Source organism: Dokdonella ginsengisoli (assembly GCF_042652785.1).
Lineage (GTDB): Bacteria > Pseudomonadota > Gammaproteobacteria > Xanthomonadales > Rhodanobacteraceae > Dokdonella_A > Dokdonella_A ginsengisoli.
In genome coordinates, this window is record NZ_JBHSHD010000015.1 from 1 (window position 1) to 18,434 (window position 18,434).

The 18,434-nt window shown below is 69.6% G+C and carries 18 protein-coding genes and 1 pseudogene; 7 read left to right on the forward strand and 12 right to left on the reverse strand.

Going from position 1 to position 18,434, the window contains the following annotated elements; translation table 11 throughout:
• A pseudogene (locus ACFO6Q_RS17245) lies at positions 1-623 on the reverse strand (energy transducer TonB); the annotation flags it as partial.
• Between the two features lie 321 nt (positions 624-944).
• On the opposite strand from ACFO6Q_RS17245, the gene ACFO6Q_RS17250 reads away from it, so the two are divergent.
• From ACFO6Q_RS17250 to ACFO6Q_RS17260, 3 genes are read left to right on the forward strand one after another with little or no spacing between them, the layout of a single operon-like run.
• On the forward strand, positions 945-1,241 hold the full coding sequence (locus ACFO6Q_RS17250; protein WP_380022359.1) for a hypothetical protein: 297 nt from the start codon (positions 945-947) through the stop codon (positions 1,239-1,241).
• On the forward strand, positions 1,241-1,660 hold the full coding sequence (locus ACFO6Q_RS17255) for a hypothetical protein (RefSeq protein ID WP_380022360.1): 420 nt from the start codon (positions 1,241-1,243) through the stop codon (positions 1,658-1,660). The genes ACFO6Q_RS17250 and ACFO6Q_RS17255 overlap by 1 nt, the downstream gene beginning before the upstream one ends.
• Positions 1,647-1,976: a hypothetical protein gene (locus ACFO6Q_RS17260; RefSeq protein ID WP_380022361.1), complete on the forward strand. Its 330-nt coding sequence runs from the start codon at positions 1,647-1,649 to the stop codon at positions 1,974-1,976. Before ACFO6Q_RS17255 ends, ACFO6Q_RS17260 begins: the two co-directional genes overlap by 14 nt.
• A gap of 274 nt (positions 1,977-2,250) precedes the next feature.
• Here the strand turns inward: ACFO6Q_RS17260 and metJ are convergent, their stop codons facing one another.
• From metJ to gcvT, 4 genes are all read right to left on the reverse strand, one after another.
• Positions 2,251-2,670, reverse strand: a complete 420-nt coding sequence (metJ, locus tag ACFO6Q_RS20100; RefSeq protein ID WP_380022362.1) for a met regulon transcriptional regulator MetJ — start codon at positions 2,668-2,670, stop codon at positions 2,251-2,253.
• A gap of 332 nt (positions 2,671-3,002) precedes the next feature.
• Positions 3,003-3,269 (reverse strand): hypothetical protein, encoded by a 267-nt coding sequence (locus ACFO6Q_RS17270; RefSeq protein ID WP_380022363.1) that lies wholly within the window; start codon positions 3,267-3,269, stop codon positions 3,003-3,005.
• A 126-nt stretch (positions 3,270-3,395) separates the two neighbouring features.
• Positions 3,396-3,794, reverse strand: coding sequence for a glycine cleavage system protein GcvH (gene gcvH / locus ACFO6Q_RS17275; protein ID WP_380022364.1), 399 nt, complete (start codon positions 3,792-3,794; stop codon positions 3,396-3,398).
• 151 nt (positions 3,795-3,945) lie between these two features.
• Positions 3,946-5,031: a glycine cleavage system aminomethyltransferase GcvT gene (gcvT, locus tag ACFO6Q_RS17280; protein ID WP_380022365.1), complete on the reverse strand. Its 1,086-nt coding sequence runs from the start codon at positions 5,029-5,031 to the stop codon at positions 3,946-3,948.
• 171 nt (positions 5,032-5,202) lie between these two features.
• Between gcvT and ACFO6Q_RS17285 the strand changes: the two genes are divergently transcribed.
• Positions 5,203-6,639 carry an FG-GAP repeat protein gene (locus ACFO6Q_RS17285; RefSeq protein ID WP_380022366.1) on the forward strand — a complete coding sequence of 479 codons (1,437 nt, stop codon included), beginning with the start codon at positions 5,203-5,205 and terminating at the stop codon, positions 6,637-6,639.
• 115 nt (positions 6,640-6,754) lie between these two features.
• Here ACFO6Q_RS17285 and ACFO6Q_RS17290 read toward each other — a convergent pair whose 3' ends face one another.
• Genes ACFO6Q_RS17290 through ACFO6Q_RS17300 form a run of 3 tightly spaced genes read right to left on the reverse strand, consistent with a single transcriptional unit; the run spans position 6,755 to position 8,689 of the window.
• Positions 6,755-7,252, reverse strand: coding sequence for a YcxB family protein (locus tag ACFO6Q_RS17290; RefSeq protein WP_380022367.1), 498 nt, complete (start codon positions 7,250-7,252; stop codon positions 6,755-6,757).
• The gene (locus ACFO6Q_RS17295; protein ID WP_380022368.1) at positions 7,249-7,695 is read right to left on the reverse strand and encodes an NfeD family protein; all 447 of its coding nucleotides are present in this window, start codon (positions 7,693-7,695) and stop codon (positions 7,249-7,251) included. The genes ACFO6Q_RS17290 and ACFO6Q_RS17295 overlap by 4 nt, the downstream gene beginning before the upstream one ends.
• Before the next feature lie 25 nt (positions 7,696-7,720).
• Complete coding sequence (locus ACFO6Q_RS17300; RefSeq protein WP_380022369.1) at positions 7,721-8,689, reverse strand: SPFH domain-containing protein; 969 nt, start codon at positions 8,687-8,689, stop codon at positions 7,721-7,723.
• A 110-nt stretch (positions 8,690-8,799) separates the two neighbouring features.
• Between ACFO6Q_RS17300 and ACFO6Q_RS17305 the strand changes: the two genes are divergently transcribed.
• The 3 genes from ACFO6Q_RS17305 to glcF are packed head-to-tail and all read left to right on the forward strand — an operon-like array spanning position 8,800 to position 12,587.
• Positions 8,800-10,281 carry an FAD-linked oxidase C-terminal domain-containing protein gene (locus tag ACFO6Q_RS17305; protein WP_380022370.1) on the forward strand — a complete coding sequence of 494 codons (1,482 nt, stop codon included), beginning with the start codon at positions 8,800-8,802 and terminating at the stop codon, positions 10,279-10,281.
• The gene (gene glcE, locus ACFO6Q_RS17310; protein WP_380022371.1) at positions 10,281-11,354 is read left to right on the forward strand and encodes a glycolate oxidase subunit GlcE; all 1,074 of its coding nucleotides are present in this window, start codon (positions 10,281-10,283) and stop codon (positions 11,352-11,354) included. The genes ACFO6Q_RS17305 and glcE overlap by 1 nt, the downstream gene beginning before the upstream one ends.
• 3 nt (positions 11,355-11,357) lie before the next feature.
• The gene (gene glcF / locus ACFO6Q_RS17315) at positions 11,358-12,587 is read left to right on the forward strand and encodes a glycolate oxidase subunit GlcF (protein WP_380022372.1); all 1,230 of its coding nucleotides are present in this window, start codon (positions 11,358-11,360) and stop codon (positions 12,585-12,587) included.
• Here glcF and ACFO6Q_RS17320 read toward each other — a convergent pair whose 3' ends face one another.
• The 4 genes from ACFO6Q_RS17320 to ACFO6Q_RS17335 form a co-directional block, all read right to left on the reverse strand.
• Positions 12,588-13,898 carry a sensor histidine kinase gene (locus ACFO6Q_RS17320; RefSeq protein WP_380022373.1) on the reverse strand — a complete coding sequence of 437 codons (1,311 nt, stop codon included), beginning with the start codon at positions 13,896-13,898 and terminating at the stop codon, positions 12,588-12,590. It lies immediately after the preceding gene.
• 300 nt (positions 13,899-14,198) lie between these two features.
• The gene (locus ACFO6Q_RS17325; protein WP_380022374.1) at positions 14,199-15,548 is read right to left on the reverse strand and encodes a sigma-54-dependent transcriptional regulator; all 1,350 of its coding nucleotides are present in this window, start codon (positions 15,546-15,548) and stop codon (positions 14,199-14,201) included.
• A gap of 234 nt (positions 15,549-15,782) precedes the next feature.
• On the reverse strand, positions 15,783-17,000 hold the full coding sequence (locus ACFO6Q_RS17330; protein WP_380022375.1) for an ABC transporter permease: 1,218 nt from the start codon (positions 16,998-17,000) through the stop codon (positions 15,783-15,785).
• Between the two features lie 112 nt (positions 17,001-17,112).
• Positions 17,113-18,417, reverse strand: a complete 1,305-nt coding sequence (locus ACFO6Q_RS17335; RefSeq protein ID WP_380022376.1) for an ABC transporter permease — start codon at positions 18,415-18,417, stop codon at positions 17,113-17,115.
• Between the last annotated feature and the right edge of the window lie 17 nt (positions 18,418-18,434).

The following is an 18,434-nucleotide window of genomic DNA, read 5'->3' on the forward strand; positions in this document are numbered from 1 at the left end:
GGCGCCGCGGCCGGCGCGGTGGCGGCCGGCGGCGTCGTTCCCGCCGCCGGCGTGGCCGCTGCTGCCGGTGCCGCCCGAGTCTGCGTGCGCGCTGCCGCGGCCGCCTGCTGCTGCGCCTGCAGCTGCTGCTCGCGCTCGACCTGCTTCTTCTTCGCGTCCAGCTTGCTGCGCAGGATCGTCAGGCTGTAGTTGCTCGGATCGGCCTTGGCGAGCAGGCCGATGATGCGGCCGGCCTCGTCGTAGTTGCCCTGGTTGATCTGATCCTCGGCGCTGCCGGTGGCGAACGGGAACAGCTCGCGCACCGCCTCGATCGCGCCGGTGTCGTCGGGCTGCTTGGCCATGATGGCCAGATAGAACTCCAGCGCGTTGTTGCCCGGCGGCGCGACCATGCGGTTTTCGCTCATCGCACCGCGCGCCGCACGGTAGAGCTGGTCGACGCTGAGTTCGGCCGCGACCGGCGCGACGGTGTCGCCGCTCGCCGCCGCCTCCGGAGTGGCCGGAGCCGTCGCCGGCGAAAACTGCGATGCCCCCCGCTGCTGGATGACCCACCATGCGCCGGCGGCGATCAAGGCCGCGAGAATCAGGATCAGCACCGCCTGCAGCGCCGAAATGGCACCGCGCATGCGGCCACGATCGAAATCCGCCCCTTTCCCCCGCTTCTGCGATTCAAACGGCTTGTTGCTGCTCCCCGACATCTTTCGCCCCCTGTGGCTGGATGTATATCGGCACGACGCCCCCGTTCGGTCACAGAAATATAACGCAGATCACACAAAGCGCAGCAGGTCTGCCTGCGGCGGGCGGCCGGCTCCGGGGCGAATGAGGGAAGTGATTGTTCAGACTGGCGCGACTAAGCTCGATTCGGCGCCGCCTGTGCGAGCCCGTGTTTCTCGGGCAGCGACGGCGCCAAGGGTTCGAGTTCCGCCATCACGATCGAGGAGGAGTCCATGGCTAGCGTACGCGAAGTGAAGCAGAAGCTGGACGAAGCCGGCGCCGACGCCGTCGACGCCGCGAAGGAAGACGTCGAACATCTGCGCGGCGAGCTGCATCGCCTGCGCGAGAAGCTGCGCGCGAACGGCGCGCGTCTGGAAGACGAACTGCGCGATGCCGGCGATCGCCTCGCCGGTGGAGCCAAGCAGTTCGGCGCCGCCGCCGCCGAGCAGATCCGCGAACATCCGCTCGCCGCGTTCGGCGTCGCGTTCGCCGCGGGCATCGTGATTTCGCGCCTGCTGCGCAGTCGCTGATGGACGCCCCGGACGCTGCGGATCCCGCGGCGGCCCAGGCGCCGCCGCCGCAGCCGGACGTGCTGACCGCGGCGAGCGGCGCGTTCGCCGAGGCGATGCGCGTCGCGGAAGCGGCGCTGGCGCTGCTGCGTGCCGAGCTGCGGCTCGCACGCAGCAGCGCGCTCGCACTGGTCTGGCTCGGGTTCGCCCTGGTGTTCCTGGGCGTGGGCGCCTGGCTCGCGACCAGTGCGGCGATCGCCGCCGGCGTCTACGAACTCACCGGCAACCTGTTCTACGGCATCGGCAGCGTCGCGCTCGCCAATCTGATCGGCATCGCGCTGGTCCTGCTCGCGATGCGCGGCTGCTGGCGCGACCTGACCATGCCGCGCACGCGCCGCGTGCTCGGCCAACTGACGGATCGGCGACATGAGTCTGCTTGAACGCCGGCGCGCGGCCGCGCGCGCCGAACGCGAACTGCAATCGGCGCGCGACCGCTGGAGCTCGCGCACGCAGGCGTTGCGCGAACGCGTCGCGCGCCATCGCGAAGCCTGGCTGCTTGGCGGCGGTTTCGGTGCCGGCTTCGTCGCCGGCCTGCTGCCGCTGCGCGGCATGGCCAGCGCGTGGCGGCTGCTCAACGGGGCGGCGGCGCTGGCGCTGCGCTCGCCGCTCGGCGCGATGCTGATCCAGGCGGCGACACGACACATCGAGCGCCGGCCCGACGACGCGGATCCCGACGCCGCGACGCGCACGCGCTGACCGCGCCGGGCGCACGCGCTCGACGGATTCGTTCGGAAGGGGATTTCGGGGAGAGGAAGCCGCGGCGGGAGCGAAATACTCTCCCTGCGCTGGGCAACCGCAGGGAGAGAAATTCGGATTGCGGACTACGTGTTGCTTGAGTGAAGCGACTACGTATTGCTCGATTGAAACGTGTTACGGCATTGCTTGCTGCTGTCGGCTCCGCACCAGACTCCGGGGCGGAGCCGCAGCGATCATCGGCGCACCAACGACGTGGCCGATTCGAAGGCAGGCCTTACTTGGCCTTCTTGGCAGCCTTCTTGACGACCTTCTTGGCAGCCTTCTTGGCGGCCGGCTTCTTCGCGGCGCCCGTCTTGCGAGCGGTGGCGGTCTTCGCCTTGGCCGTCGTCTTCTTCACCACCTTCTTGGCGGCTTTCTTGGCGGCGGGTTTCTTCTTTGCAGCTGCTTTCTTCATAGCCATATCGCGTCTTAGCTCCTCGTCAGTTGGCAGTGGTTGCCCAGTAAAAGCGTGAAGGAATGCTTCGCACAGCAGATCGCTGTTGGTGGCGTGGCGCAGATTTGCTACCTGGCGCCGGGTCCGTTCGTCGGACAAAAGTTTCAACACGTGGAAAGGAACCGACACCGTAATCTTCTTCACCGCCCCGGCTTTGGTGCCGTGCTCAATGTAAGGGTCGATGAAGCGAGTTGCAGTCATGATTCCTTTATTCGTTTGTCACGCCGGCGCAGAAGCTATTACTGTCGTTCGCGCGTGTCAACAAATTTCTGAGGGGAAACAAGCAGTTCCTACGTGACTGCTAGCGGTCCGAAAATGCCCTTCCCGGCCCCTCCGGAACCACTTCAGCCGGGACCCTATCCCGGGACGTTTAGACGTATGGACGTCCAAATAGATTCATTGACATGAATCGGCAAAACCCCCGAAAAACCCAGTCCTGGCGCGGTTTTCCGGACTTCCCTCCAGCATCGGCGAATGCACGCGCGCGAACGCGATCGCGACGGATCGCGTGATCGAAGTCGCGACGGGGCACCTCACGGCGGAGGCGCCGGCGGTTCCGCAACGGCGAATAAACGAAAGAAAAAAATCTTGCCGGCGGACCGGCGCGCGATCGCGCTCGCCGGAAAATCCGCCCGGACGGACCTCGCCTTCGCCGCCTCGTCGCTCGCGCAAAACCGGAGATCGGAACGATCGCCGCGTCGACGGATTTCGATCGACGACGAAGCACGTCTCGCGTTCGCGTCGATCGCAACGACGCCTTCGCGACGACGACGAGGAAGGGGACGCGGGTCGTCGCGCATGCGCTCGCGATACGGGCGTCTGCACGTCGCTGCGCGCGAGACGCGCCGACCGCTGCGTGCGTGATCATGCACAAACGAAAGGGCGCGCCGAGGCGCGCCCTTCGTCACCGCCGTGCAGCGGGCGGATCAGTGATCTTCGTTTTCGATCAGCTCGGCGTAGGCGTCCGGATCGAGCAGTTCTTCCTGCTCCTCGGCGAGGTTGTCCGGCTTGATCACGAAGATCCAGCCGTCGCCGTAGGCGTCCTCGTTGATCGTCTCGGGCTTGTCCGGCAGCGCATCGTTGACCGCGACGATCTCGCCCGACACCGGCGCGTAGACGTCGGAAGCGGCCTTGACCGATTCGACGACGGCGACCGCGTTGCCGGCCTTGACCGTGTCGCCAACGCTGGGCAGTTCGACGTAGACGAGGTCGCCGAGCAGGCCCTGCGCGTGGTCGGAGATGCCGACCGTGACGGTGCCCTTGTCTTCGACGCGCGCCCACTCGTGGGACTTCATGAATTTCAGATCGCCGGGAATCTCTTGCATGGCTGGGGTCCTTGGGTTCGGCTGCGCCGCTCGGCGCGGATTCTATCTTGAGAAGCGCGGCGATGGACGGCCGCGGGGGATCTTCCGGAACGGACGTCCGCAGGCGCTGCGGACGTCCGGGGCGCGGCGATCCGGGAAGGATCGCGGCCGGTCAGATGCCTTCGATCGCCTTGCCGTCGCGCACGAACGGGTACTTCACGACGCGCACCGGCACGAGCTTGCCGCGGATGTCCGCCTGCAGCGTTCCGCTCGCGCCGGCCGGCACGCGCGCGAACGCGATCGACTTGCCGAGCGTCGGCGAGAAGCTGCCGGACAGGATCTCGCCGTCGCCCGCCGGCGTGACGACGCGCTGGCCGTGGCGCAGGACGCCCTTCTCGTCCATGACCAGGCCGACCATGACGGCGTGACCGCCGGCGGCCTTCTGCTTCTCGAGCGCATCGCGGCCGATGAAGTCGCGGCCTTCGTCGAGGGCGACCGTCCAGCCGAGGTTCGCCTCCCAGGGCATCACCGCTTCGTCCATGTCCTGGCCGTAGAGGTTCATGCCGGCTTCCAGGCGCAGCGTGTCGCGCGCGCCGAGCCCGGCCGGAGCGACGCCGGCGTCCTTCAGGCGGCTCCACAGGTCGACCGCCTGCGCTTCCGGCACGACGATCTCGAAACCGTCCTCGCCGGTGTAGCCGGTGCGCGCGATGAACAGGCCGTCGCCTTCGACCGCCGCGAATTTGCCGACCTTCTCCGCCTTGGCACGGGTCTGCGGCGACAGCAGGCCGAACACCTTCGCGCGCGCGTTGGGGCCCTGCACCGCGATCATCGCCAGTTCCGACCGCTCGGCGACATCCACCTCGAACGCGCGCGCCTGCTCCTGGATCCACGCCAGGTCCTTCTCGCGCGTCGCCGCGTTGACGACGACGCGGAAGAAATCCTCGGCGAGGAAATAGACGATCAGGTCGTCGATCACGCCGCCGCTGGCGTTCAACATGCACGAGTACAGGGCCTTGCCCGGAACCTTGAGCTTGTCGACGCTGTTGGCCAGCAGGTGGCGCAGGAACTCGCGCGTGCGCGCACCGCGCAGGTCGACGACGGTCATGTGCGAGACGTCGAACATGCCGGCGTCGCGCCGCACCGCATGATGCTCCTCGATCTGCGAGCCGTAGTTCAGCGGCATGTCCCAGCCGCCGAAGTCGACCATCTTGGCGCCGAGCGCGCGGTGGCTGTCGTTGAGGATGGTCTTCTGCGTCATCGGTCGGGCGCTTGCGGAAAAAGGGGTCGCATTATCCTCGGAAGGACCACCTTTTGTCGCCCACGGCCGCGCCGGTGCGGCAATGCGAACCGGCGAGCAGACCCCTGTCGCGAGACTGCGCTATAAGCGCCGACGCAGAACTTCCTCTGCAATCGCAACGGGAGCATGGTCATGACGTTCCGCTATGTCTGTCTCGCGTTTTCGTTCTCCCTCGTCGCCGCGGCGCACGCCGCGGGCGACTCCCCCGCCGCTCCGGCGTCGTTGTCCGCCTCGTCCGCCGAGGCGGCGCAGGCGATGCGCGAAAGCACTCGCCAGAGCTATCTCGGCGACCAGAGCGCCGCTCCGAAAGCCGCCGGCCAGGATCGCACCGCCACCGATTCGCCGCTGGTTCCGTTCGCCTGGAACGAGCAGGCGATCCGCGTCACCGACGGCACGGCCTTCGGCGCCGCGATCGCCGCGTCGGGAAACATCGTCTTCATCGGTGCGCCGTCGACGAGCAGCTACCAGGGCGTCGCCTACGTGTACCAGCGCTCGAGCCTGTGCAGCATCGCGGGCGTGTGCGCGTGGGAGCAGAAGCAACGGCTGGTGGCCGGCGACGCCGCGCCCTATTCGCAGTTCGGCGGCGCGGTCGCGTTCGACGGCACCACCGCCTTCGTCGGCGCGGGGGCGGCGACCGTCGACGGACAGCTGAACCGCGGCGCCGTCTACGTCTTCTCGCGCGGCGACACGCGCACGTTCGGACAGGTGCAGAAGCTGGTCGCTCCGGACGGCCAGCCGGAGGACTGCTTCGGCAGGTCGGTGGCCGTCGCCGGCGACGACGCCCTGGTCGGCGCGCCGTTCTGCAGCGGCACCAACTACGTTCTCAACGGCCACGGCGCGGTCTATCGCTACCGCAGGGGCACCGACGGCGTGTGGACGATCGCGCAGAAGATCGTCGCCAGCGACGGCGGCTTCGCCGAGAGCTTCGGCGGCGCCGTGGCGATCACCGCGGACACGGCGATGATCGGTGCCTCCAGCGCGTTCCAGTTCGGCTACTACGGCGTCGGCGCGGTGTACGTCTACAAGAAGCAGTGCTTCCCCGACGGCCGCTGCAATCCGGCCTGGCGGGAGGAGCAGAAGCTGATCGGAAGCCCCACCTCGACGGGCATGGAGTTCGGCGGCGCGCTCGCGTTCGACGGCACGACCCTGCTGGTCGGCGCGCAATGGGCACTCACCGGAGACGAGGGCCTGCCGCTCCAGCTGACCTCCGGCGCGGTGTACGCGTTCACCCAGACCGATGGCCGCTGGGTGCAGACGCAGCAGCTGCTGGCCAGTGATTCGTATCGCAACTGGCGCTTCGGCGCCTCGATCGCGCTCAACGGGACCACTGCGATCGTCGGCGCGACCGGCGTCGGCTGGCCGACCGCCTCGAAAGGCGCGGCCTACGCGTTCTCGCTGAGCAACGGCAGCTGGAGCGAGATCCAGAAACTGGAAGCCAGCGACGGCACGGCCAATGACGGATTCGGAGCCAGGATCGCCATCGCCGGTGCCGGAGCCGTGCTGATCGGCTCTCCGCAGGGTTTGAACAACAGCGGCCAGGGCACCGTGTACATCTACAAGCAGCCCTGAGCGGTGGCGCGATGCGGCGCGGAAGGCACGCGCCGCATCGCCTTTGACGAAACGGCGCGGCGTCCTCCACGGAGGGGACGCCGGATCGCCCGGCGCGGCGACGACCGGAAACGATCTACGCCGCGCGGCCGACGCGCTCGAGATACGGCTGCAGCGCCTGCATCTGCACGGCGGTGAACGCACGCCTGGGCAGCATCTGGAACAGCAGGTCGGACTGGTAGAGGAGAACGATGCGCTCGTTCTCCTTCTTCTTCAGGTAGGAATCCCAGGGCGTCGTGCCCTGCCCGAGGCGTCCGCGGATGGACATTCCTTCGTCGTCCCACGCCAGCTCGTAGGTTTCGTGCAGCGACTTCTGCTGGCCGAACATGCGGCGCGCCTTCCACGGCAGGTAGAACAGCCACGACAGCGCGTAGCAGACCAGCATGCCGATCGCCCCGCCGAGCACGCCGGCAGCGGCGACCGCGGGCCAAGCCGGCGGCAGGAAGAACAGCGCGATCGCCGCGACGGCGCCGGTGCCGACGCTGACCAGCAACCGCCGCGTCGACCATCGACCGTGCAGCTTCATCGCCGCGACGTAGTCGTCGGCGACGTAGTCGAGGCGGACCGGCGTCATCCGTTGCGCGATTCCACGCGCAGGGTCGTGCCGGAAACGGAAACGACCTCGACTTCGCTGCCGACCGGCAGGTCCGGGCCTTCGGCCAGCCATTCGCTGTCGCCGACCTTGACCCGTCCGCGACCGTTGACGATCGCCTCGGCCAGCACGAAGCGCTGGCCGACGAGCTGCGCGCCGCGCCGGTTCAGCAGCGGCTGGTCGTCACGCTGCTCGGCGACCGGACGGATGAACTTCCAGTAGACCAGGCAGGCCGCGATCGCGAGCAGGCCGAACAGCACCGCCTGCGCGATGCCGGGCAGTCCCGGCACGACCAGCGTGACCAGCCCCATCACGCCGGCGGCGATGCCGATCCACAGCAGGAAATAGCCCGGAGCGAGCATCTCCGCCGCGATCAGCACCAGCGCCAGCAGCCACCAGCCGTAATTGTTCACGAGGTTGTCCATGCGATTTCGCCTCGGCGTGGTTCGCTCAGCGCACCTGCGGCGGGGCCGGTCCGCGCGGTGCGGCCGCGCGCTTGGTTTCCTGATCGGACAGCGCGTTCTTCGCCAGCTCGGCGATGCCGGCCAGCGAGCCGATCACGCCGGTCGCCTCGACCGGCAGCAGCAGCATCTTCTGGTTCGGCGAATCGGCCATCGCCTTCAGCGCCTCGACGTACTTGTTCGCGACGAAGTAGTTCAGCGCGTTGACGTCGCCGCCGGCGATCGCCTGCGAGACGACCTCGGTCGCCTTCGCTTCGGCGGCGGCCAGACGCTCGCGCGCCTCGGCCTCGCGGAAGGCGGCTTCCTTCTGGCCCTCGGCGGCGAGGATCGCCGACTGCTTCTCGCCCTCGGCCTTCAGGATCGCCGCCTGGCGGAAACCCTCGGCCTCGAGGATGTTGGCGCGCTTCTCGCGCTCGGCCTTCATCTGCCGCGCCATCGAATCGACCAGGTCGCGCGGCGGCTGGATGTCCTTCAGCTCGATGCGCGTCACCTTCAGTCCCCACGGATGCGTCGCCTCGTCGACGACCTTGAGCAGCGCGGCGTTGATCTGGTCGCGCTTGCTCAAGGATTCGTCGAGATCGAGGCCGCCGAGCACGGTGCGGATGTTGGTCATCACCAGGTTGATGATGGCCAGCTCCAGCTGCGCGACCTCGTAGGCCGCCTTGGCCGCGTCGAGCACCTGGAAGAACACGATGCCGTCGACCTTGACCACGGCGTTGTCCTTGGTGATGACGTCCTGCGACGGCACGTCGAGCACCTGCTCCATCATGTTCATCTTGCGGCCGACGTTCTGCATGAAAGGAACCAGCAGATGGAAGCCCGGCGTCAGCGTGTGCGTGTACTTGCCCCAGCGCTCGACCGTCCATTCGTAGCCCTGCGGCACGATGCGCACGAGCTTGGACAGGCCGATCAGGATCACCGCGAAGACCGCGATCGTGACGATGCCGCTCAGACCCATGATGTTCTCCCCTCCTGGATGACGATGGCCGAGTATAAGCAAGTCGCATGACGCGCGCTCCGGCGAGTGCGCTACGCTGGCGCGAACGGCGGCGACGCAGGCGGACATCGATGAATGCGCGACCCGATGCCGGGACCGGCTCCCGCGGCGACCTGCTCGCGGCGCTGGCGCGCGTGCTGCCCGCCGATGCGCTTCTGCACGAGCGCGCCGACCTCAAGCCCTACGAATGCGACGGCCTGACCGCGTTCCGCAGCCTGCCGCTGGCGGTGGCGCTGCCGCGCACGGTGGCGCAGATCGAGGCGGTGCTGCGCACCTGCGCGCAGCACCGCGTCCCGGTCGTCGCGCGCGGCGCCGGCACCGGACTTTCCGGCGGTGCACTGCCGCTGGCCGACGGCGTCGTGCTCGGCCTGGCGCGCCTGAACCGCATCCTCGAAATCGATCCGCGCAACCGGCTGGCGCGCGTGCAGCCCGGCGTCACCAATCTGGCGATCTCGCAGGCGGCCGCGCCGTACGGCCTGTTCTACGCGCCCGATCCGTCCTCGCAGATCGCCTGCACGATCGGCGGCAACGTCGCCGAGAATGCCGGCGGCCTGCATTGCCTGAAGTACGGGCTGACCACGCACAACCTCCTGAAGATCGACGTGATCACGATCGACGGCGAACGCCTGACCTTCGGCAGCGACGCGCTCGACGCGCCCGGCTACGACCTGCTCGCCCTGATGACCGGGTCGGAAGGGCTGCTCGGCGTCGTCGTCGAGGTCACCGTGAAGTTGCTGCCCAAGCCGCAAGACGCGCGCCTGCTGCTCGCCGCGTTCGCCAGCGTCGACGCGGCGGCGAACGCGGTCGCCCGCATCATCCGCGCCGGCCTCGTGCCCGGAGGGCTGGAGATGATGGACCGCCCGGCGATCGCCGCGGTCGAAGCCTACGCGCCCTGCGGCTATCCGGCCGATGCGCAAGCCGTGCTGCTGTGCGAACTGGACGGCGTGGACGCCGAAGTGCTCGAGGAAGCCGCGCACGCCGAAGCGATCCTGCGCGAAGCCGGCGCCGACTCGGTCCGCGTCGCCGTCTCGGCCGAGGAGCGCGCCGCGGTCTGGTCCGGACGCAAGGCCGCGTTCCCGGCGCTCGGCCGCCTCGCGCCGGACTACTACTGCATCGACGGCAGCATTCCGCGCGGCCGGCTTCCGGACGTGCTGCGCGGCATCGCCGCGCTGTCGCGCGAGTACGGCCTCGCCGTCGCCAACGTGTTCCACGCCGGCGACGGCAACCTGCATCCGATCATCCTCTACGATGCCGCCGACGCCGGCGCGCGCGATCGCACCGAGCGCCTGGGCACGGCGATCCTCGCCCTGTGCGTGGAGGCCGGCGGCAGCGTGACCGGCGAGCACGGCGTCGGCGTCGAGAAGCTGGATGCGATGTGCGCGCAGTTCCTCGCTCCGGAAATCGAGCAGTTCCATCGCATCAAGCACGCGTTCGATCCGCACGGGCTGCTCAATCCCGGCAAGGCAGTGCCGACGCCGCGTCGCTGCGCCGAATTCGGCCGCATGCACGTGCATCGCGGCGCGCTGCCGTTCGCGCACCTGGAGCGCTATTGATGGGCGACGCCGACCGCAGCGCGGTGCTCGCCGAACGCGTGCGCGAGGCGATCGCCGACGCGACGGCGCTGCAGCTGCGCGGCTCGGGCAGCAAGGACTTCCTCGGCCATGCCGCGAACGGCGTGCCGCTGGACCTGCGCGACCACGCCGGCATCGTGCGCTACGCGCCGGACGAGCTGGTGCTGACCGCGCGCGCCGGCACGCCGCTGGCGCAGATCGAGGCCGCGCTGGCCGAGCACGGCCAGATGCTCGGCTTCGAGCCGCCGCACCACGGCGCCGGCGCCACCCTCGGCGGCACGCTCGCCGCCGGCTTGTCCGGGCCGCGCCGCGCCAGCGCCGGCGCGGCGCGTGACTTCGTGCTCGGCGTGCGCGTCCTCGACGGCCGCGGCCAGGTGCTGCGCTTCGGCGGCGAGGTGATCAAGAACGTCGCCGGCTACGACGTCGCGCGCCTGATGGTCGGCGCATTCGGCACGCTCGGCGCGATCCTCGAGGCGAGCCTGCGGCTGGTGCCCCGGCCGCGCGCGGAACGCACGCTGGCGCTCGAACTCGACGCGGATGCCGCGCTCGAGCGCCTGCGCGACTGGTCGCAGCGCCCGTTGCCCATCTCGGCCTCGGCGATCGACGGCGGCCGGCTGCACCTGCGTCTTTCCGGCGCCGACGCCGCCGTGCGCGCCGCCGCGAGCGAGATCGGCGGCGAGACGGTCGGCGACGGCGCGCGCCTTTGGCACTCACTGCGCGAGCAGACGCATGCGTTCTTCGCCGACCCGCGGCCGCTGTGGCGGCTGTCGGTCGCTCCGGCGACGCCGCTCGCGGATCTCGGCGGCCCGCAGCTGGTCGAATGGCAGGGCGCGCAGCGCTGGCTGACATCCGATGCCGATCCGGCGCGCCTGCGCGCCGCGGCCGCAGCGGGCGGCGGTCACGCCACGCGCTTCCGTGCCGGCGCCGACGGCACCGCCGTCGAACACGTGTTCCATCCGCTGCCGCCGCCGATGCTGGCCCTGCACCGGCGCCTCAAGGCGGAGTTCGATCCGCACGGCCTGTTCAACCGCGGCCGCCTGTACCCGGAGCTGTAGTGCATGCATACGCGCCTCGCCGACGCCCTGCAGGATTCGCCCGAAGCACTCGACGCGCAAGCCATCGTGCAGCGCTGCGTGCACTGCGGCTTCTGCCTCGCCACCTGCCCCACCTACCAATTGCTCGGCGACGAGCGCGACAGTCCACGCGGACGCATCGTGCTGATCCAGCAGCTGCTCGAAGGCGAACCGGCGAACGCGACGACGCGCACGCATCTGGACCGTTGCCTGGGCTGCCGCGCCTGCGAGACCACGTGTCCGTCGGGCGTGCGCTACGGCGCCCTGCTCGACTACGGCCGCGGCGTCGTCGAACGGCAGATGCGGCGGCCGCTGCATCAGCGCGTCTTGCGCGCGGCGCTGTTGCGCATCGTTCCCTCACGCGCGCGGTTCGATCGGCTGCTGCGCCTCGGCCGCGCGCTGAGGCCGTGGCTGCCGGCGGCGCTGCGCGCGCGGATTCCCGCACCCGCACCCGCCGTCGCCACGGTGCCCGAGCCGGCGACGCGGCGCATGCTCGTGCTGGATGCCTGCGCCGAAAGCGCCACGCCGAACACGCAGGCCGCGCTGCGGCGCGTGTTCGCGCGTTGCGGCATCGCGCTCGAAAGCGCAGCGGCCGCGGGCTGCTGCGGCGCGCTCGCGCATCACCTGGGCCGCCACGACGACGGGCTCGCCGCGATGCGCCGCAACGTCGACGCGTGGTGGCCGCGCGTGGAGAGCGGCGAGATCGAGGCGATCGTCGTCGCCGCCAGCGGCTGCGGCGCCACCGTGCGCGACTACGGCCACCTGCTGCGGCACGACGCCGGCTACGCGGCGAAGGCGCAGCGCATCGCCGCGCTCGCGCGCGATCCGGCGGAAATCCTGGCCGCGCAGGCGCACGACTGGATCGGCGGGCTCGGCCGCGGACGGCGCGTCGCCTTCCATGCGCCGTGCAGCCTGCAGCGCGGCGCGCCGCGGCACCTGCCGGCGCAGACCCTGCTGCGCGAAGCCGGCTACGAGCTGACGCCGGTCGCCGACGCGCACCTGTGCTGCGGCTCCGCCGGCAGCTACTCGATCCTGCAGCCGGAACTCGCCGACGCGCTGCGCGAGCGCAAGCTCGCCGCGCTCGAAGCCGGCGCACCGGAACTGATCGCCACCGCCAACATCGGCTGCCAGCTGCACCTGGCCGCCGGCAGCGCGCGGCCGCTGCGGCACTGGATCGAGCTGCTCGACGAAGCGTCGATGCGCCAGGCGCGCTGACTATCCGCGCTGCGGCAGCACGAAGGTGACCGTCAGCCCGCCGCCATCACGGTTGGCCAGCTGCACGCGGCCGCCGTGCGCCTCGGCGATCTCGCGCGCCAGCGCAAGGCCGAGGCCCGAGCCGCTGCGCTTGGTCGAATAGAACGGCAGCAGCGCGTTCGCCAGCACCGTCTCGCTCATGCCGGTGCCGCGGTCGCTGACGTCGATGCGCGCCTCGCGTGCGCTCTGTGCCACCGCCACCTCGATCGCGTCGGCGGGGCCGCCGGATTCGTGCGCGTTCTTGAGCAGGTTGATCACCACCTGCTCGACCTGGCCGCGGTCGAACTGCGCGGTCGTCGCCGGCGGCGCGCCGGCGATGCGGAACGGATAGTGGCGCGAAAGGCCTTCCAGGAACGGCCCCCACGCGACCGCCTCCGGCTGCGGGGTCGGCAGCTTGGCGAAGCGCGCGTAGCCTTGGATGAAATTCTCCAGGTGGCGCGTGCGCTCCTCGATGGTGTCGAACACGATGCGCAGGCGCGCGGCGTCGTTGCGCTGGACCAGTTCGCGGCCCGAATGCGACAGCGAGCGGATCGGCGCCAGCGAGTTGTTGAGCTCGTGGCTGATCACGCGGATGACCTTCTTCCAGGTCGCCACCTCCTGGCGCGCGAGTTCGCGCGTCAGCCGCTTCAGCTGGTACAGCCGGTGCGGCTTGCCCTGCAGCTTGAACACGCGCTGCGAGAGATGGAAGGTCTCGTCCTCGTGCTCGAACGGCACGCTGAACAGGCCGTCGCCGCCGCTGGCGATCGCGCGCGCCAACGGTGCCGGCGCGCTGGCGACGATCTCGTCGAAGCGCTCGCCGTTGAGCGAACGGCCGCCGTTGAGCAACTGCCGCGCGGCGAGGTTGGCGTAGACGACGTGGCCGCCGTCCTCGACCAGGACCAGCGCGGTCGGCGTGTTCTGCACCACCGTGTCGAGCAGCAGTTCGCGCTGGAAGAGATGCTGGCGTTCCTCGCGCAGCACGCGGCCGAGTTCGTTGTGCGCGCTGACCAGCTCGCCGACCTCGTCGCCGCGGCCGCCCTTGATCGAGAAGCTGAAGTCGCCGTCGCGGAACGCCACCACGCTGCCCGACAGCGCGCGGATCAGCGCCGCGACGGGCCGCGCCAGCAGGTGGGCGAACACCAGCGCGGGCAGCGCCAGCGCAAGCAGGGTCGCGCCCACGCCCAGCCACGGCGACGCCAGCCAGATCGTCGCCCACGCGCCCAGCACGGCCGCCGCGACGACGGCGGCGGCGAGCGCGGCGGCGAGTTTTCCTTCGAGCGAGAGCAGACGCATGGATGGGAGTCGGGAGTCGGGAGTCGGGAGTCGGGAGTCGGGAGTCGGGAGTCGGGAGTCGGGAGTCGGGGAAAGCTATCACCTCTTCCGCGGGCAGGAGAGAACCCGCCGGGACTCGATCCGGGGCCGCACCGCAGGCGCGGGGAAGCCAGGTCGCGGCATCGGGTTGCGATTGCTCTCGCGACGGCCTTCCACCGTCGCGGCACAAGGAGCCCTGCACGCCGGCAAGGAGCGCCGTCGCGAACGACGCGAACCACTCGGACCGGGAAGGATCGTTGCGGCTTCGCCGCCGACGATTTCCTATTCCCCGTTCCCGATTCCCATCTTCTCCATGCGCCGGTACAGCGCCTGGCGCGACAGACCCAGATCGCTCGCCGCCTGGCTGATCACGCCGCGCGCACTCTTCAACGCGGCCTCGATCGCTTCGCGATCAGGCTCGGCCTCCGACGCCACGCGGCCGTTGCCGCCGCGCAGTGCGGCCAGGCCCAGGTCCGTCGCGGTGATCACGCCGTCCTGGCACAGCAGCGCGGCGCGCTGGATCGCGTTCTTGAGTTCGCGCACGTTGCCCGGCCAGGTGTGCCTGGCCAGCGCGGTGCGCGCGCCTTCGTCGAACTGCGCCTGTCCGGCGAGGAAGTGCTCGGCCAGCGGCACGATGTCCTCGCTGCGCTCGGCCAGCGGCGGCAGGCGCAGCTCGATCACGTTGAGGCGGTAGTAGAGGTCTTCGCGGAAGCGGCCGTCGCGGATCATCGCCGGCAGGTCGGCGTTGGTCGCGCTGATCACGCGCACCTTCACCTGGCGCGTGCGGCTGGAACCGATCCGCTCGAACTGGCCGCTCTCCAGCACGCGCAGCAGCTTGGCCTGTCCGGCCAGCGGCAGGTTGCCGATCTCGTCGAGGAACAGCGTGCCGCCGTCGGCGACCTCGAAGCGGCCCTCGCGCGGCTTGTTCGTCGCGCCGGTGTAGGCGCCGGCCTCGGCACCGAACAGCTCGGCCTCGATCAGCTCGGACGGCAGCGCGCCGCAGTTGACGGTGACGAACGGACCGGACTTGACCGCCGAGTTCGCCTGCACGATCTCGGCGATGCGTTCCTTGCCGGCGCCGTTCGGGCCGGTGATCAGCACCGGGATGTCGGCGCGCGCGACCTGGGCGGCCAGCTCCACCACGCGCAGCGTCGCGGGCGAGGCGAACACCAGGCCGCGCAGGTCGTACTTCTCGTCCAGCGCCTTGCGCCGGCGGCGGCGCTCGTCGCGCACGCGCGACACTTCGCGCGTCGCTTCGGAAAGCTCCAGCAGGTTCTCCACCGTCGCCAGCAGCTTGTGGTCGTCCCACGGCTTGGCCAGGTAGTCGGCAGCGCCGGCCTTGACCAGCTCGACCGCCGTCTCCAGGCGCGTCCACGCGGTCAGCAGCATGATCGGCAGATCCGCGTGCTCGGCGCGGATCGCGCGGAACAGCGCCACGCCCTCCTCGCCGGAGGTGGTGTCGGCGGTGAAGTTCATGTCCTGGATGACCAGGTCGATGTCCTCGCGCGCCAGCGCGGCGAGCCCGGCTTCGGGCGAATGCGCGACCACGGTGCGGATCTCGCGCAGCGAAAGCAGCAGGTCCAGTGCGGTGCCGACCGCCGGGTTGTCGTCGATCACCAGGACCGTGCGCATGTTTTCACTTTTGTCTGGGTCGATGCGCATCCCCCGCTTGGATGCAGGGGCGCGCGAAAGGGTTGCGCGAGTTTAGCGGAACGCACGTGCGCGGCCGCGGTGCGGACGTCGGTGCTCATCGCGCCGCCGCGATCGCGCGGCGCGCCGGCCGCCGGCATCGCGGCGGCGAGCGCACAGGCCGGAGCCGCGCGGTGGAAGAAAGCCTTCATCCGTCGTCCTTGTGCGCGGGAATGGTCAGACGCTGCGCGTGGCCACCGCCGGCGGCACGCGCGAGGCGCGCAGCGCCGGGCCGAGCACGGCCAGCTGGCCGAGCAGCCACAGGCACAGGAAGCCGACCGGCACGTAGTGCCACGGCAGGCGCGGCGACTGGTAGGCGTGCATCAGCCACAGGCTCAGCGCGTAGGCGAGCACGCCGCCGACGATCAGGCCGAGCGTGGTGATGATGAAGTTCTCGGTCTGGAAGTAGCGCAGGATGTCGAACTTCGTCGCGCCCAGCGCGCGGCGCGTGCCGATCTGCTTGGTGCGCTGCGCCACCCAGAAGCTGGCCATGCCGACGATGCCCAGCGCGGTGATGGCGAGCAGCGCGACGATCACCGCGCCGAGGATGATCGCCATCGCGCGGTCGCCCGCGTAGGCGTCGCGGCGCACCTGCTCGATCGTGCGCATCTTGCCGATGATGCGGCTGGAGTTGGCCTCGATCATCTTCTGCTCGACCGCCTTCATGACTTCGTCGCGGCGGCCCGGCTCGGCGCGGACCAGGAAGCGCGTGTAGGTGCCGTACGGGATGTAGGTCGGTGCGAAGGTCGAGTTCTCGATGAAGTCGGCGTCCATCCACGGCGTCTGCGCGCGCTCGACGATGCCGACGATCGTCGACGGCTGCTCCTCCTCGCCCTCGCCGAAATAGACTTCCTTGCCAACCGCGTTGCCGTCGGGGAACAGCCTTTCCGCCAGCGTGCGCGTGACGATGATCACGCTCGGGAAACCGCGGTCGTTCATCGTGCGGAAGCCGACTTCCTCCGGCTTGAAGTTGCGGCCGCCGACGAGCTTGAGCCCGAACGCATCCATCCCGTGCGAATCGACCATGTAGATCGCCGTGCTCGCGGTCGAGTTGCGCTGGTTGCGCTGCAGGTTGATGCCGGTGCTCCAGCCGCCCTGGCTCATCGGCACCGAGTTCGCGCTGGTCGCCGCGGCGACGCCGGGAATCTGCCGCAGCAGCTGCAAGTCGGCCTGCTGCACGCTCTTGACGTCGAAGCCCTGGCCGAAGCCGGTGCTGCCGAAGGTGAACGTGTCGGCCTCGTTCATGCCGCTGGGGCGGTTCATGCGGTCGATGCGCTCGCTGATGATGAACAGCGCGTTGCAGACGATCGCCAGGGTCAGCGCGACCTGCAGGCCGATCAGGATCATCGAGACCTTGCTGCGCATCAGCGCGGAGAAGATGGGGCGGATTTCCATGGCTTTTTGTCCGGGAATGGAGAATGGGGAATCGGGAATCGGAGAAGGGTTTCGGCAGGTTCGAGCGCGTGCTCTTCCCATTCCCGATTCCCTGTCCCCGATTCCCGGCTCTTCACACCTTCAACTGCGCCGCCGGCTGCACGCGGCAGGCGCGCCAGGTCGGATACAGGCCGGCCAGCAGCGCGGATACGACGGCCAGCACGATCGTCATCAGCACCATCGTCCAGTCGAGCGAGGCGACGGTCTTGTACTCGGCGTACAGCGCGCGCACCGCGACCAGGCCCAGGCCGGTCAGCACCAGGCCGAGCAGGCCGCCGCTGAGGCCGATCACGCCGGACTCGATCAGGAACTGCTTGAACACCTCGCGCCGGCTCGCGCCGAGCGCGCGGCGCAGGCCGACCTCGCCGGCCTTGCGCGTGAACTTGGCCAGCAGCAGGCCGATCGTGTTGACCAGGCACACGGCGAGGAAGGCGAAGCCCAGGCCGGTCTGCACCTGCACGTCGTCGGAGACCACGCGCTGGTCCTGCATCCACGCGTTGACGTCGGGCAGGCGGTTGTTCAGCGGGCGCGGGAAGCGGCCGAGCTTCTTCTGCTCGCTGACGTAGTTGTCGAGGAAGGACTTGTACTCGGCCAGCCGCGCCGGCGAATCGAGCTGCACCCACATCTGGATCCAGATGCACTCGGAATTCAGATACGACTCCCAGCCGCTGCCGGGCGCCTTCCAGCAGCTGTTGTTGCCCGAGCCGCGCTGCTTGAGGTCGACCGCCGTGGTGAACGGCATGAACATCTCGTCCGGCTCGCTGAACGCGCCGTTGGTCAGGTCGTAGTACTTCGAGCGCAGCTTCCAGTCGTCGAGCACGCCGGTCACCGTGTAGTCGATGCCGTTCATGCGCACGCTCTTGCCGACGCTGTCCTGGCCGCCGAACAGCTTCTCGTTGACGTCCTTTCCGAGCACCACGACGCGCGCGTGCTCGGTGTCCTGCTTGCGGTCCCACGGGCCGCCGTACTTGAACTGCGGCTCGAACATGCCGAAGAAGTCGGCGTAGGTCACGCGCACCAGCGACTGGAACGGCTTGATCTCGGGGTTCTCCGGCTGCACCGGCAGCATCAGCTTGAACATCGCCGTCTGCTTGTCGGCCTTGCCGGCCTCCACCAGCGCGACCGCGTCGCGATAGGTGACCTGGTCCGGCGGGCGGCCGTCGTCGCGGAAGGCGTTGTCCGGATCCCAGCCGTCGATCTGCACGTAGTGCAGCTTGTCGCTCTTCCACGGAATCGGATCGCTGCCCATCAGGTGCATGACCGTCAGCGTGGTCATGCTGGCGGCGATGCCGAGCGCGATGCCGACCACCATCAGCGCGGTCAGGATCGGGTTGCGCTTGAGGCTGCGCAGGCCGAGTTGCAAGTAGTAAGTCAGCATGGGAATGGGCAACCGGG

Coding starts and splice junctions, on each gene's coding strand:
- gcvT (WP_380022365.1), bottom strand. CDS start 5,031: ATGACGCAGAAGACCATCCTCAACGACAGCCACCGCGCGCTCGGCGCC.
- metJ (WP_380022362.1), bottom strand. CDS start 2,670: ATGACTGCAACTCGCTTCATCGACCCTTACATTGAGCACGGCACCAAA.
- ACFO6Q_RS17290 (WP_380022367.1), bottom strand. CDS start 7,252: ATGACGCCGGTCCGCCTCGACTACGTCGCCGACGACTACGTCGCGGCG.
- ACFO6Q_RS17305 (WP_380022370.1), top strand. CDS start 8,800: ATGAATGCGCGACCCGATGCCGGGACCGGCTCCCGCGGCGACCTGCTC.
- ACFO6Q_RS17285 (WP_380022366.1), top strand. CDS start 5,203: ATGACGTTCCGCTATGTCTGTCTCGCGTTTTCGTTCTCCCTCGTCGCC.
- ACFO6Q_RS17320 (WP_380022373.1), bottom strand. CDS start 13,898: ATGCGTCTGCTCTCGCTCGAAGGAAAACTCGCCGCCGCGCTCGCCGCC.
- glcF (WP_380022372.1), top strand. CDS start 11,358: ATGCATACGCGCCTCGCCGACGCCCTGCAGGATTCGCCCGAAGCACTC.
- glcE (WP_380022371.1), top strand. CDS start 10,281: ATGGGCGACGCCGACCGCAGCGCGGTGCTCGCCGAACGCGTGCGCGAG.
- ACFO6Q_RS17325 (WP_380022374.1), bottom strand. CDS start 15,548: ATGCGCACGGTCCTGGTGATCGACGACAACCCGGCGGTCGGCACCGCA.
- ACFO6Q_RS17260 (WP_380022361.1), top strand. CDS start 1,647: ATGAGTCTGCTTGAACGCCGGCGCGCGGCCGCGCGCGCCGAACGCGAA.
- ACFO6Q_RS17335 (WP_380022376.1), bottom strand. CDS start 18,417: ATGCTGACTTACTACTTGCAACTCGGCCTGCGCAGCCTCAAGCGCAAC.
- gcvH (WP_380022364.1), bottom strand. CDS start 3,794: ATGCAAGAGATTCCCGGCGATCTGAAATTCATGAAGTCCCACGAGTGG.
- ACFO6Q_RS17330 (WP_380022375.1), bottom strand. CDS start 17,000: ATGGAAATCCGCCCCATCTTCTCCGCGCTGATGCGCAGCAAGGTCTCG.
- ACFO6Q_RS17270 (WP_380022363.1), bottom strand. CDS start 3,269: ATGCGCGACGACCCGCGTCCCCTTCCTCGTCGTCGTCGCGAAGGCGTC.
- ACFO6Q_RS17295 (WP_380022368.1), bottom strand. CDS start 7,695: ATGGACAACCTCGTGAACAATTACGGCTGGTGGCTGCTGGCGCTGGTG.
- ACFO6Q_RS17255 (WP_380022360.1), top strand. CDS start 1,241: ATGGACGCCCCGGACGCTGCGGATCCCGCGGCGGCCCAGGCGCCGCCG.
- ACFO6Q_RS17250 (WP_380022359.1), top strand. CDS start 945: ATGGCTAGCGTACGCGAAGTGAAGCAGAAGCTGGACGAAGCCGGCGCC.
- ACFO6Q_RS17300 (WP_380022369.1), bottom strand. CDS start 8,689: ATGGGTCTGAGCGGCATCGTCACGATCGCGGTCTTCGCGGTGATCCTG.